Source organism: Streptomyces sp. NPDC020362 (genome assembly GCF_040642095.1).
GTDB lineage: Bacteria > Actinomycetota > Actinomycetes > Streptomycetales > Streptomycetaceae > Streptomyces.
Genome location: NZ_JBFAET010000069.1, coordinates 1 through 12,651, shown reverse-complemented (window position 1 = coordinate 12,651; position 12,651 = coordinate 1). Strand labels below are relative to the sequence as shown.

The 12,651-nt window shown below is 71.6% G+C and carries 12 protein-coding genes and 1 tRNA gene; 9 read left to right on the top strand and 4 right to left on the bottom strand.

Annotated features, from left to right (window positions below):
• The first annotated feature begins 163 nt into the window (after window positions 1–163).
• Entirely contained in the window at window positions 164–1,978 is a 1,815-nt protein-coding gene (locus AB0H32_RS23910) for a bifunctional diguanylate cyclase/phosphodiesterase (RefSeq protein WP_361124080.1), read from the top strand.
• Here AB0H32_RS23910 and AB0H32_RS23905 read toward each other — a convergent pair.
• The 3 genes from AB0H32_RS23905 to AB0H32_RS23895 form a co-directional block, all read right to left on the bottom strand.
• Window positions 1,957–3,045 (bottom strand): LLM class flavin-dependent oxidoreductase, encoded by a 1,089-nt coding sequence (locus AB0H32_RS23905; protein WP_361124079.1) that lies wholly within the window; start codon window positions 3,043–3,045, stop codon window positions 1,957–1,959. The two genes, AB0H32_RS23910 and AB0H32_RS23905, sit on opposite strands and share 22 nt — an antisense overlap.
• Before the next feature lie 564 nt (window positions 3,046–3,609).
• On the bottom strand, window positions 3,610–4,341 hold the full coding sequence (locus AB0H32_RS23900; RefSeq protein WP_361124077.1) for a decarboxylase: 732 nt from the start codon (window positions 4,339–4,341) through the stop codon (window positions 3,610–3,612).
• The gene (locus AB0H32_RS23895; protein WP_361124075.1) at window positions 4,338–5,144 is read right to left on the bottom strand and encodes a decarboxylase; all 807 of its coding nucleotides are present in this window, start codon (window positions 5,142–5,144) and stop codon (window positions 4,338–4,340) included. The genes AB0H32_RS23900 and AB0H32_RS23895 overlap by 4 nt, the downstream gene beginning before the upstream one ends.
• A gap of 135 nt (window positions 5,145–5,279) precedes the next feature.
• Between AB0H32_RS23895 and AB0H32_RS23890 the strand changes: the two genes are divergently transcribed.
• The gene (locus AB0H32_RS23890) at window positions 5,280–6,227 is read left to right on the top strand and encodes a D-2-hydroxyacid dehydrogenase (protein WP_361124133.1); all 948 of its coding nucleotides are present in this window, start codon (window positions 5,280–5,282) and stop codon (window positions 6,225–6,227) included.
• 16 nt (window positions 6,228–6,243) lie between these two features.
• A complete protein-coding gene (locus tag AB0H32_RS23885) occupies window positions 6,244–7,650 on the top strand; it encodes an amidase (RefSeq protein WP_361124073.1) in 1,407 nt (468 codons plus the stop codon).
• 147 nt (window positions 7,651–7,797) lie between these two features.
• Here AB0H32_RS23885 and AB0H32_RS23880 read toward each other — a convergent pair whose 3' ends face one another.
• Complete coding sequence (locus AB0H32_RS23880; protein ID WP_361124071.1) at window positions 7,798–8,292, bottom strand: DUF3830 family protein; 495 nt, start codon at window positions 8,290–8,292, stop codon at window positions 7,798–7,800.
• A 46-nt stretch (window positions 8,293–8,338) separates the two neighbouring features.
• On the opposite strand from AB0H32_RS23880, the gene ehuB reads away from it, so the two are divergent.
• From ehuB to AB0H32_RS23850, 6 genes are all read left to right on the top strand, one after another.
• The gene (ehuB, locus tag AB0H32_RS23875; RefSeq protein ID WP_361124069.1) at window positions 8,339–9,265 is read left to right on the top strand and encodes an ectoine/hydroxyectoine ABC transporter substrate-binding protein EhuB; all 927 of its coding nucleotides are present in this window, start codon (window positions 8,339–8,341) and stop codon (window positions 9,263–9,265) included.
• The gene (gene ehuC / locus AB0H32_RS23870; RefSeq protein WP_361124067.1) at window positions 9,262–9,984 is read left to right on the top strand and encodes an ectoine/hydroxyectoine ABC transporter permease subunit EhuC; all 723 of its coding nucleotides are present in this window, start codon (window positions 9,262–9,264) and stop codon (window positions 9,982–9,984) included. The genes ehuB and ehuC overlap by 4 nt, the downstream gene beginning before the upstream one ends.
• Window positions 9,981–10,631 (top strand): ectoine/hydroxyectoine ABC transporter permease subunit EhuD, encoded by a 651-nt coding sequence (gene ehuD, locus AB0H32_RS23865; protein ID WP_361124065.1) that lies wholly within the window; start codon window positions 9,981–9,983, stop codon window positions 10,629–10,631. The genes ehuC and ehuD overlap by 4 nt, the downstream gene beginning before the upstream one ends.
• Window positions 10,621–11,403, top strand: coding sequence for an ectoine/hydroxyectoine ABC transporter ATP-binding protein EhuA (ehuA, locus tag AB0H32_RS23860; RefSeq protein WP_361124063.1), 783 nt, complete (start codon window positions 10,621–10,623; stop codon window positions 11,401–11,403). Before ehuD ends, ehuA begins: the two co-directional genes overlap by 11 nt.
• A 222-nt stretch (window positions 11,404–11,625) precedes the next feature.
• Complete coding sequence (locus AB0H32_RS23855) at window positions 11,626–12,384, top strand: IclR family transcriptional regulator C-terminal domain-containing protein (RefSeq protein ID WP_361124061.1); 759 nt, start codon at window positions 11,626–11,628, stop codon at window positions 12,382–12,384.
• A gap of 88 nt (window positions 12,385–12,472) precedes the next feature.
• Window positions 12,473–12,546 (top strand) — tRNA-Lys (locus AB0H32_RS23850).
• Window positions 12,547–12,651 lie beyond the last annotated feature (105 nt).

Below are 12,651 nucleotides of genomic sequence, written 5' to 3'. Positions count from 1 at the left end.
TCGGGGGCCTGAAGAACCCGCCCAGGTGCGGGCAGAAACGATCTGTCAGAACCTGTGCTCCGTCATGGACACTGGAGAGTGGCTGGAAGGGCCCGGGGCCAGCCTCTATGATCGGCACACTTTCCGGCACGGACAGAGATCGAGTGCACTGCGGGAGCGAGCGGTGAGCGGAACGTCCGAAGGGCCGACGCCCGCGGCAGACCTCGACCGGTCAGCCGTCACAGACAGTGATCACAACACCTATCACGGTGTCTTCGCGACCGCCCCGCTCTCCATGGCTGTCGTCGATCGCGAAGGCCTGGTCGTCAGCGCCAACGCAGCCCTCGGCGAGCTGCTCGGCACCGACCCGGACGGCCTGCCCGGACGGGTCGCCGCGGATCTGGTGGACCTGGCCTCGGACGCCCGCACCTGGCACGCCTACCGCGAGGTCCTGCGCGGCCGGCAGGCCAGGCTGCGCTGCACCCGCCGACTGAAACATCCCGAGGGGCACTCGGTGTGGGTGCAGGTCACCGTGGCCCCGCTCGCGGACGCCGGGCCCGGCGTCCTCGTGTCGGTCGCCGACATCAGCGCCCGCCGCGAACTCCAGGCCCGGCTGCGGCACTTGCAGATGCACGACCCGGTGACCCGGCTGCCCAACCGCACCCTGTTCTTCGAGCGTCTGACGGGCGCCCTGGAGGCGGAGTCGTACGAGCTGAGCGGCACCGGCCGGATCGGCCTGTGCTACCTGGACCTGGACGGCTTCAAGGCCGTCAACGACACCCTCGGACACCGGGTCGGCGACCGGCTGCTCGCCGCCGTCGCCGAGCGGCTGACCCGGGTCGCCGACGAGGCCGGGTACGGCCGCGCCGGCACCCACCTGGTGGCCCGGCTCGGCGGCGACGAATTCGCCCTGCTCGTCGAGGACTCCACCGGCACCGAACAGCTCGCCGACCTCGCCGAGTCCGCGCTGAAGGCCCTGGAGGCGCCCTTCGACCTGGCAGGGCAGCGGCTGTCGCTGACGGCCTCCATCGGTGTCGTGGAGCGGCACGCGGCCGGCACGACCGCCACCGGGCTGATGCAGGCGGCCGACACGACCCTGTACTGGGCGAAGGCCGACGGCAAGGCCCGCTGGACGCTGTTCGACCCCGAGCGCAACGCGCACCGCATGACCCGCCAGGCCCTCTCATCCACCCTCCGCCCGGCCATCGAGCGCGGTGAATTCGCCCTTGAGTACCAGCCGTTGGTGGGCATGGAGGACGGGCGGCTGAGCGGGGTGGAGGCGTTGATCCGCTGGAATCATCCTCAGTTCGGCACACTGACGCCGAATCGGTTCATCGGATTGGCCGAGGAGGACGGCTCGATCGTGCAGCTCGGCCGCTGGGCACTGGAGACCGCCTGCCGGCAGGCCCGCCGCTGGCAGCTGGACAACCCCGGTGAGCCGCCGATCTTCGTGAGCGTCAATGTGGCGGTCCGTCAGGTGTGGGACTCGGACCTGGTGGCGGACGTGGCGCAGACCCTCGCCGAGACCGGACTCGCCCCGCACCTGCTCCAGCTGGAGCTGACCGAGTCCGCCGTGATGGGCTCGGGGGGCCGCCCGCTGCAGGCCCTCCAGGCCCTCAGCGACATGGGCGTGCGCATCGCCATCGACGACTTCGGCACCGGCTACTCCAACCTGGCGTATCTGAGCAGGCTGCCCGTGTCGGTGCTGAAGCTGGACGGCTCCTTCGTGCGCGGCTTCCAGTACGAGGGCGACAAGAGCACGGTGGCCGCGCCGCCCAACGGGGCCGACGAGGTGATCGTGGAGGCGATGATCCAGCTGGCCCACCGGCTCGGCCTGACCGTGACCGCGGAGTGCGTGGAGACCTCGGCGCAGGCCACGCGGCTGCGCCGGATCGGCTGCGACACCGGGCAGGGCTGGCTGTACTCACGCCCGGTGCCGCCGGATCGTATCTCCGAGCTGCTGGGCGAGCAGGAGGCCTACGCGGTGGGCAAGCCGTAGGCGTCGGCGATCAGTTCGTAGGAGCGCAGCCGCAGTTCGCCGCGGTGGGCGTGCGAGGTGAGCATCAGCTCGTCGGCGCCGGTGCGCTTGTGCAGCTCGTCCAGGCCGGTGCGGACCTCGTCCGCCGTGCCGTGCACGATGTTGGCGCTCCAGGAGGCGACGAACTCCTCCTCCATCGGGCTGAACGCGTACCGCTCGGCCTCGTCGGGGTCCGGGAAGAGGCCCGGGCGGCCGGTGCGCAGCCGGATCATGTTCAGCGCGGTGGCCCTCACCTGGCGGCGTGCCTCGCGCTCGTCGTCCGTGGCGAGGGCGGAGACGCCGATGAGGGCGTACGGCTCGTCGAGCACCGTGGAGGGCCGGAAGGTCTGCCGGTACAGGTCGAGGGCAGGGACGGTGTTCTGCGCGGAGAAGTGGTGCGCGAAGGCGAAGGGCAGCCCGAGCAGGCCGGCCAGGCGGGCGCTGAAGCCGGAGGAGCCGAGCAGCCAGATCGGGGGGCGGTGCGGCGACTGGACGCCGCCGGGGGTACTGGCCTGCACCGGGCCGGGGATCGCGTGGATCCTCCGGTACGGGTGCCCGTCGGGGAAGTCGTCGTCCAGGAAGCGGGTGAGCTCGGCCAGCTGCTCCGGGAAGTCGTCGGCGCCCTCGTCGAGGGTGTCGGTGCGGCGCAGCGCGGCGGCGGTGGCCCCGTCGGTGCCGGGGGCCCGGCCCAGGCCCAGGTCGATCCGCCCGGGGGCCATCGCCTCCAGCGTGCCGAACTGCTCGGCGATCACCAGGGGCGCGTGGTTGGGCAGCATGACGCCGCCCGAGCCGAGCCGGATGCGGTCGGTGTGAGCGGCGAGGTGGGCGAGGATCACGGCGGGCGAGGAGGAGGCGACGCCGGGCATGGAGTGGTGTTCGGCCACCCAGTACCGGTGGAAGCCGCGCGACTCGGCGAACCGGGACAGCTCCACGCTGGTGCGCAGCGCGTCGGTGGCGGTCCGGCCCGAGCCGACGGTCACCAGGTCCAGTACGGAGAGGGGGACGGGGGCGGTCCCGTGCGTCGTGCCCCGTATCTCGTCTGCCGACACGGTCCATGCCTCCTGTTGTCCGGCTGTGAGCTGTCTTCCCCCTCTAACAGGAGGCAGTCCCCGCTTATTCCACCCACCCACCCACCGAGTCCGACGACGGGGCAGGGGCCAGGGGCAGCCGCCCGGTTGACCGAGTGGGGTGGCGAGGCCAGGGCCATGGACAACCGCCCGACCGACCCAGTCCGGCGGCGGCTCCGGGGCTGGGGCAGTTGCCCGGCCGGGCGAATCCGGCGGCAGGCCCGGGCCTGGGGACCGTCGCCCGGCGGGCGGGTCCGGTGACGGAGCCGAGGCTGAGGCTGGGACCGTCGCCCGGCGGGCGGGTCCGGTGGCGGAGCCGAGGCTGAGGCTGGGACCGTCGCCCGGCGGGCGGGTCCGGTGGCGGAGCCGAGGCTGGGGACAGTCGGCCGGCAGATCGGGTCCGACGACGGGCCGGGCCAGCAGCCTCCCGACCGAACGAGTCCGACGGGGGGCAGAGGCTGAGGCTGGGGGGCAAGCTCTTTGCCGACCGAGTCGGGTGGGTGGGTGGGAGATCGGGGGCCGGGGCGGAGCCCCGGGGCCGGCCGGTCAGACCTGCACGATCGGCTCCCTGGTGAACAGCGCGCCGAGCCCGGGAGCATTCACCCGCCGGTCGGCGAGCCTGAGCCCCTCCCACACCGACACCTGGTTCGCCGTGAGCACCGGCTTGGACAGCGCCTTCTCCAGCAGGGGAAGGTGCGCCGCCGTGTGCAGCGCCGTGTCCGGCAGAAGCACCGCCTGCGCCCCGGAACCGTCGGCCGCCCGCGCCAGAGTCAGCACCTCCTCCTCGCCCCACGTACCCACCTCGGCGGCCGTGACGATGCCGGACGACCGCACCGCCACCACCTCCAGTCCCCCGGCCCGCAGGAAGTCCGCGAACATCGCGGCCACGTCCTGCGGGTAGGTCGCGCCCACGGCGACCCGTCGTACGCCGATCTCCCGGGCCGCGTGCACGAAGGCGAACGCCGTCGAGGAAGCCGGCATCCCGGCCACCCGGGCGAGCGCCCGCACCTGCTCCTGGGCGCCCTCCCAGCCGTACACGAAGCTGCCGCTGGTGCACGCCCACACCACCGTCTCGACGCCGATCAGCCGCAGCTCCTCCACGCCCGCGGCCAGCCGCGCGGCCGAGCCCATCTCGCGCAGTGCGTCCGCCCGGTGCGCGTCCTCGCCGATGTCGGTGTGCACCAGGTCCACCCGGATGTCGCTGCCCAGGAGCTGCTCGATGCGCGGATAGTCGTCCTCGCCGGAGTGGCCCGGGTAGAGGAATCCGAGTGCCGTCATGTCAGCCCTTCTCCGTGTTCCTGTCGGTCCTGTGTCTGTTCCGGCAGTGCGGGCCAGTCGCGCGCCGCCTCGTCCAGCAGCGCCTGATAGGGCCCCACCGCTCGGGTACCCAGCCGGCGCAGCGCCGCCCACATCGTGACCTGGTTGGCCGACAGCACGGGGATGCGCAGCTCGGCCTCCAGCTGGGGGATGACGTCGTAGGTCGGAAGGTTGGTGCAGGAGATGAAGAGCGCGTCGGCGCCGCCGGGGCGCACCGCGGCGCGGGCCATGGTGACCACGTCCCGGTACGGCACCTGCCAGATATGCCGGGTCAGCCCCATGAAGGCGCAGCCGGTGACCTGTACGCCGGCCTCGGCGACGTACTCCTCCAGGGCTCGGGTGACGGACACCGTGTACGGGGTGACCAGGGCGACCCGTCGTATCCGCAGTTCCGCCAGTGCCTCCAGCAGCGCCCCCGAGGTGGTGACCGAGGGCAGCGCGCCGCCGGCCCGGCTCATGGCCGTGCACATCGCCTGCTCGCCCGCTATCCCGCCGACGAAGCTGCCCGAGGTGCAGGCGTAGGCGACGACCTCGGGAGCGACGGCGATCAGCGCGCGCACCGCCTCGCCGAGGGTCTCGTGCTCGCTGACCAGCCGGGCCAGGTCCAGACTCACCTCGACCGGCACGAACGGGGTCCGGGTCAGGTGCAGCGACACCTCGTCGGGCACCCAGCGCCACAGCTCGCGGTCGAGGGCGAAGTCGAAGGGGGCCACCACGCCGACACCGCGCTGGGGGCGGGGGCCGCCGAGAAAGGAGACGTCCATCGCAGGCACCGGCCTCACACTGGGAGACAAGGCAGAACGGTCGGTGGGTACGCCCGTGTTGACGAAGGTAGGTTCCGGTGCGAGCGTGGTCAATCCGCGCATGTCAGACGCTCGGAGCGGCCCCGAATGACGACGCTGACCCTGCCCACCCTCCTCGTCCTGGACGCCGACCCGCCCCCGCGGCTCGGCCGCCTCACCGGCCGGGCCCGGATCGTGCACACCGACGCGGCCGGCCTCGCCGGGCGGCTGCCGGAGGCCGATGTGCTGCTCGTGTGGGACTTCACCTCGCACGCCGTGCGCGAGGCCTGGCCCGGCAACGGGCCGCGGCCGCGCTGGGTGCACACGGCGAGCGCGGGCGTGGACCATCTGATGAGCCCGGAGCTGGCGGCGTCGGACACGTTGGTGACCAACGCGCGCGGGATCTTCGACCGGCCGATCGCCGAGTACGTGGCCGCCCTGGTGCTGGCGGTCGCCAAGGATCTGCCGCGCACGCTGGAGCTGCAGCGGGAGCGGACCTGGCGGCACCGGGAGACCCGGCGGGTGGCCGGCACGCGCGCGTGCGTGGTCGGGTCCGGGCCGATCGGCCGGGCGATCGCGCACACGCTCAAGGCCCTGGACGTGACGACGGCGCTGGTCGGGCGGGTCCCGCGCACCGGCATCCACGGACCGGGCGATCTGGACCGGCTGATCGCCCGCGCGGACTGGGTGATCGCCGCCGCACCGCTGACCGAGCAGACCTCCGGCATGTTCGACGCCCGCCGGTTCGGCGTGATGCAGCCCTCGGCGGTCTTCGTGAACGTCGGCCGCGGACAGCTGGTCGACGAGGACGCGCTCGCCGAGGCCCTGCGCAGGCGCTGGATCGCGGCCGCGGCCCTGGACGTGTTCGCCGCCGAGCCCCTGCCCGAGGACAGCCCGCTGTGGGGGCTGCCGGGGCTGATCGTGTCGCCGCACATGAGCGGGGACACGGTCGGATGGCGCGATGAACTGGGTGTCCAGTTCGTGGAGTTGTACGAGCGGTGGGCGGCGGGCAGATCACTGGTGAACGTGGTCGACAAGAAGCGTGGTTACGTACCGGGCCACTGACCCACCAGGAGGGTGCATGCAGCTCACCGACTTGACCGCCGTACAGCTCCTCGACGGCTACCGCAAGGGCGAGTTCAGTCCGGTGGAGGCGACCGGACAGGCCCTGGAGCGGGCGCGGCGGATCCAGCCGGTGGTGAACGCGTTCGTGCGGCTCACCGAGGAGGACGCGCTGGCGCGGGCCCGTGAGTCGCAGGAGCGGTGGCGGCGAGGCGAGCCGGCCGGGCTGCTGGACGGGGTGCCGGTGACCGTGAAGGACGTTCTGCTGCTGCGTGGCCATCCCACTCTGCGCGGCTCGAAGGCGGTTGCGGAGCAGGGCCGTTGGGACGAGGACGCACCCGCGGTGGCCCGGCTGCGCGAGCACGGCGCGGTGTTCCTCGGCAAGACGACGACGCCCGAGTACGGCTGGAAGGGCGTCACCGACTCACCGCTGTCCGGGGTGACCCGCAACCCGCACGACCCGTCCCGCACCGCGGGCGGCTCCAGCGGCGGCAGCGCGGCGGCCGTCGCGCTCGGCGCGGGCCCGCTGTCGCTGGGCACGGACGGCGGCGGCAGCATCCGCATCCCTGCCGCGTTCTGCGGGATCTTCGGGCTGAAGCCGACGTACGGCAGGGTGCCCCTGTATCCGGCGAGCCCCTTCGGCACGCTGTCGCACGTGGGCCCGATGACCCGCGACGCGGCGGACGCGGCGCTGCTGATGGACGTCATCGGCGCGCCCGACGCCCGCGACTGGTCGGCGCTGCCCCCGGCGCCGGAGCCGTTCACGGCGGGGCTGGCCAGGGGCGTGCACGGACTGCGGGTGGCGTACTCACCGTCCCTGGGCGGGCAGGTGGCGGTCCGCCCGGCGGTCGCCGCGGCCGTGCGGCGGGCGGTGGCGTCGCTCGCGGACCTCGGCGCCTACGTCGAGGAGACCGACCCGGACTTCTGCGACCCGGTGGAGGCCTTCCACGCCCTGTGGTTCAGCGGCGCGGCCCGGCTCACCCAGAGCTTCTCGCCGCACCGGCGGCAGCTGCTCGACCCCGGCCTGCGGGAGATCTGCGTCCAGGGCGCGAGGTCGAGCGCGCTGGACCATCTGGCCGCGGTGGACGTCCGTATGGACCTCGGCCGCCGGATGGGCCGCTTCCACGAGCGGTACGACCTGCTGGTGACGCCCACGCTGCCGCTGACGGCGTTCGAGGCGGGCGAGGAGGTGCCCGGGGGGTCCGGCCTGCGGCGCTGGACCGGCTGGACGCCGTTCACCTATCCGTTCAACCTCACCCAGCAGCCCGCGGCGACGGTCCCCGTGGGCACCGACGGCGACGGGTTGCCGGTGGGCATGCAGATCGTCGCGGCCCGGCACCGGGACGATCTCGTGCTGCGGGCCGCTCATGCGCTGTACGGGGCCGAGGCGGTCTCGGCCCCGCCGGTCACGGCCGTCGTGGCGTAGCGGCGCCACTCCGTCGTGGCGTCACTCCGTCACGCCGTCACTCCGTCACGCCGTCACGCCGTCACCGCGTCACGCCGTCACGCCGTCACGCCGTCACGCCGTCACGCCATCGTGGCGTCGCGGCAGCCCCTGGGGGCGGCGGCCGGGTCACGCCCTCCGGAAGGACAGCGTCTCGCCCGCCGCACCCGTCCGCCACAGGTCGTTGCAGGCCTCGGCCATCTGCTCCAGACCGTCCACGACCTGGCCCCAGACGGTCCCGGGCACCCAGCCCACGTCCCCGTTGAGCAGCAGGTTGTTGCGTTCGTAGAACAGGGCCAGGTCGACCACGGTGGTGCCGGGGCGCAGCTCGTGGTCGTAGCCGTAGGCCTTGGTGCCCAGTTCGGTGCCGGCGAAGGAGAAGTAGCAGAGGTCGCCCGGGATCGGGGTGACCGTCGGGTTTTCCAGTGGGGGTTCCGTGGAGGCGAAGGGCGGGAAGAGGGCGTAGATCTCGTTGCGCGCGTACTTGGCGTGGAAGACGTCCCCCGCGAGCGGCAGCGCCTCCCACACCGCCGTGCAGGTCAGGGGCGCGCGGTCGTCCAGCAGTCGTGCCGTGCAGTGCACGTCCCGCTTGTCGAGCGAGACGGTGACGAATCGATCGGCCATGAATCCAGGGTGCATACGACCGGTGCGCTTGGGTAGCCGCGCCGCCATGGCTCCACCACTTGGGAACGACGTGCACACGATCCGGTCGGATCAAAGACACAGCAGACGCTCGGTGCTCGCGGGGGTCGCGGCACTCGGTGCGGTGGGCGCGCTGGGTGCCACGGGCTGCACACGGGTGGCCTCGGCGTCCGGCGTCAAGGGCGGCGACCTGCTCGAACGGCTGCGCGCACAGGGCGTCGTACGGCTCGGGATCGCCGGTGAGATCCCCTTCGGGTACATCGACAAGGACGGCCGTCTCACCGGGGAGGCGCCGGAGCTGGCGAAGGCGGTGTTCAAGCGGCTCGGCGTGGACCGGGTGCAGCCGGTGCCGACCGAGTTCGGCTCGCTGATACCCGGGCTGAACTCCCAGCAGTTCGATGTCGTCGCCGCCGGGATGTACGTCAATCCCGAGCGCTGCGAGCAGGTGATCTTCGCGGATCCGGACTACCAGATGCTGGATTCGTTCATCGTCCGGAAGGGTAATCCGAAGGGGCTGCACACCTACCGCGACGTGGTGGAGAAGAAGGCGAAGTTCGCCACCGGCACCGGCTATGCCGAGATCCAGTACGCGGTGGAGGCCGGGTACAAGGAGAGCGACATCCTGATCGTCCCGGACCAGGTGGCCGGGCTGAACGCCGTCGAGGCCGGGCGCGTCGACGTCTTCGCCGGTACGGCGCTGACCACCCGCGAGGTGGTGAAGAAGTCCGCCGAGGCGGAGGCCACCGGGCCGTTCGCGCCGCTGGTCAAGGGCAAACCGCACGTCGACGGCGGTGCGTTCGCGTTCCGGTCGTCCGAGACGAAGCTGCGGGACGCCTTCAACGTGGAGCTGCGCAAGCTGAAGAAGAGCGGCGAACTGTTCCGGATCCTCAGGCCCTTCGGCTTCACGAAGTCCGAGATGACCGACCTCACCGCGAAGGAGCTGTGCGGCGGATGACCTCGGGACTGTGGGAACTCGTACTGAAGGGCGTCTGGACCACTGTCCAGCTGCTGGTGTCCGGCGCGCTGCTGGCCGCGGCGGTGTCCTTCGTCGTCGGCATCGCGCGCACCCACCGGCTGTGGGTCGTGCGCTTCGTCGCCGGCTTCTACACCGAGGTGTTCCGCGGCACCTCTGCGCTGGTGATGATCTTCTGGGTGTACTTCGTGGTACCCGTCGCCTTCGGCTGGCAGCTGGTGCCGATGTGGGCGGGCGCGCTGGCGCTCGGGCTGACGTACGGCGCGTACGGCTCGGAGATCGTGCGCGGCGCGCTCAACGCGGTCGACCCGGCGCAGAAGGAGGGCGGCATCGCGCTCGGCTTCACGCCCTGGCAACGGCTGAGGCTGATCCTGCTGCCGCAGGCGGTGCCGGAGATGGTCCCGTCCTTCTGCAACCTGCTGATCGAGCTGCTCAAGGGCACCGCGCTGGTGTCGGTCATGGGCATGGGCGATCTGACGTTCAGCGCCAACCTGGTGCGGCTGGCCCTGCAGCAGAGCGCGGAGATCTACACGTACGTGCTGCTGATCTACTTCGCGATCGCCTTCGTGCTCACGCGGCTGATGCGCGCTCTGGAGAAGCGTCTGAAGGCAGGGGTCGGCAGGGACGCCGGCACGTTCTCGGCGGCGCGTGAACTCAAGCGCGCACAGACGACCGGTGTCGGCGGAGGTGGGATCGCATGAAGTGGGACTGGAACGCCGTGAGCGACTTCATGCCGGAGTTCTGGCACGGGCTGCTGGTCACCCTGCAGATCCTGGTCCTGGGTTCGCTGCTGTCGTTCACCCTGGGACTGGTGTGGACGCTGCTGATGCGGACGCCGAGCCGATTCGTGCGCTGGCCCGTCGGGGTGGTCACGGAGTTCGTGCGCAACACTCCGCTGCTGGTCCAGCTGTTCTTCCTGTTCTATGTGCTGCCCGAGTGGGGCCTGACCTTCTCTGCGCTGGCCACCGGCGTCTTCGCGATCGGCCTGCACTACTCGACGTACACGATGCAGGTCTACCGGGCCGGTATCGAGGCGGTTCCGGTCGGTCAGTGGGAGGCGGCGACGGCGCTGAACCTGCCCCGGCGCCGGACCTGGACCGCGGTGATCCTGCCGCAGGCGATCCGCAGGGTGATCCCCGCCCTCGGCAACTACGTGATCGCGATGCTCAAGGACACGCCGATGCTGATGGTGATCACCGTGCTGGAGATGCTCGGGCGTGCCCGGCTCTTCTCCCAGCAGCACTTCCAGTTCACCGAGCCCCTGACCGTGATCGGGGTGGCCTTCATCCTCATCTCCTACCTGGCCTCCCTTCTTCTGCGAGCCCTGGAGCGACGCCTTGTCCGTTGAGACCCGTACGAAGTCGTCCGTCACCGACGCCCGGCCGGCCGAGCTGATCCGGCTGGACGGCGTCACCAAGCGCTTCGGCGCGAACACCGTCCTCGACCACCTGGACTTCTCCGTCGAGTCCGGCAAGCACGTGACCCTGATCGGCCCCTCCGGTTCCGGCAAGACCACGATCCTCAGACTGCTGATGACGCTCACCAGGCCGGACGAGGGCACGATCACCGTCGACGGGGAGCCTCTCTTCCCTGCGCCGGAGAAGCAGGTCCGGGAGGTCCGCAAGAAGATCGGGATGGTGTTCCAGCAGTTCAACCTGTTCCCGAACATGAGCGTGCTGCGGAACATCACCGAGGCGCCCGTGCAGGTGCTCGGCCTGTCCAGGGACGAGGCCGAGGCGCGCGCCCGGGAGCTGCTGGAGCTGGTGGGGCTCGCCGACAAGTGCGACGCGCGGCCCACCCGGCTCTCCGGCGGCCAGCAGCAGCGGGTGGCGATCGCCCGGGCGCTGGCGATGCGGCCGCGCGTGCTGCTGCTGGACGAGGTGACCTCCGCGCTCGACCCCGAGCTGGTCGCGGGCGTCCTCGATCTGCTCAGGGACATCGCACGCAGCACCGACATCACGATGCTGTGCGTGACCCACGAGATGGGTTTCGCCCGGGACATCTCCGACCAGGTGCTGATGTTCGACTCCGGGCGGGTCATCGAGTCGGGACCGCCGGAGAAGATCTTCAGCGAGCCGGAGCAGGACCGCACCCGGGAATTCCTCGGCGCGGTGCTGTGACACCGGGAAGGGGGGACGAAAGCAAGGACGGGAAGAGCCGAGGTCCGGGCGGTGGATGATGACTGTGGCATATGCCAGAGGGTCTTCACCGCAGCTGGGAAGGGCGCGGCGGGCACCACAATCTCGCCAACCCCCTCTCCCCAACGGCCCTTTGCCCGTTATCGTGATAGGGATCCACGACCGGATCTCGCGGCCACACACAGGCGAGCGCAGGGGGACACCGTGGCGCTGATGCACGAGCCGACCGCCCCGTACCACTCCGCCCAGGACGCGCTGCGCATATTGGAGACCGTGGCCCGTCACCCCGCCGGCGTCACGGACACCCAGCTGGCCCGCCGCACTGGCCTGCTCCCCGAGCGGCTGACCGCGCTGCTGCGCATGCTGCGCCGCGAGGGCTACGTCGAGCAGATCACCGACGGGGCGTACGTCACCGGCGACACCCTGCGCCGCCTCACCTCGACGCACGACCGCGAGCGGGCCATGCGCGACAAGCTCCAGCACACCCTGGACCGGCTGCGGGACTCGGTCGGCGCAGCCGTCTACATGAGCCGGTACGTGGACGGCGAGGTCAGGGTCACCCAGTACGCCGCCGGACCGGCCACCCCCGCGGTCAACGAGTGGGTCGACTTCCGCTACTCCGCCCACGCCACCGCCGTGGGCAAGAGCCTGCTGACCCAGCTGGACCACAACGCCCGCCGCGACCACCTCTCCCGGCACAAGATGGCCCGCCTCACCTCGCGCACCATCACCAGCGACAAGCTGCTGCTCTCCCGTCTGGAGTCCCAGCCGCCGACGGTGCCCGTCCTGGACCTGCAGGAGTACGCGATCGGCACGGTCTGCGCGGCCGTCCCGATCACCGCGGGTGCGTCGGTGGGCTGCCTGGCCCTGTCCCTACCGGTGGAGCACGCCCACCGCCTCCGCCAGGCCGCGGACACCCTCAACCGCAGCGCCGCACCGGTGCTGCTGTCCCTGACGATCTAGGAGCCACCGCGGGTGGTCACGAGCACCCCCGGGGACCGGGTAGTATTTTCTTCGTCGCCGGCCGCGAAGAGCGGAAGGCGAGAGTCACGCGCCGCTAGCTCAGTTGGTTAGAGCAGCTGACTCTTAATCAGCGGGTCCGGGGTTCGAGTCCCTGGCGGCGCACAATGACGATGGCGAGCCACGTCCGCATCACGCGGATCCGGCTCGCCATCGCTGTTATTGCGCGGCTGTGCCGCGCGCGGTGGGGGCTCCGCCACCCGCACCGCC

Coding starts and splice junctions, on each gene's coding strand:
- AB0H32_RS23900 (WP_361124077.1), bottom strand. CDS start 4,341: ATGACGGCACTCGGATTCCTCTACCCGGGCCACTCCGGCGAGGACGAC.
- AB0H32_RS23895 (WP_361124075.1), bottom strand. CDS start 5,144: ATGGACGTCTCCTTTCTCGGCGGCCCCCGCCCCCAGCGCGGTGTCGGC.
- AB0H32_RS23885 (WP_361124073.1), top strand. CDS start 6,244: ATGCAGCTCACCGACTTGACCGCCGTACAGCTCCTCGACGGCTACCGC.
- AB0H32_RS23880 (WP_361124071.1), bottom strand. CDS start 8,292: ATGGCCGATCGATTCGTCACCGTCTCGCTCGACAAGCGGGACGTGCAC.
- ehuB (WP_361124069.1), top strand. CDS start 8,339: ATGGCTCCACCACTTGGGAACGACGTGCACACGATCCGGTCGGATCAA.
- ehuC (WP_361124067.1), top strand. CDS start 9,262: ATGACCTCGGGACTGTGGGAACTCGTACTGAAGGGCGTCTGGACCACT.
- ehuD (WP_361124065.1), top strand. CDS start 9,981: ATGAAGTGGGACTGGAACGCCGTGAGCGACTTCATGCCGGAGTTCTGG.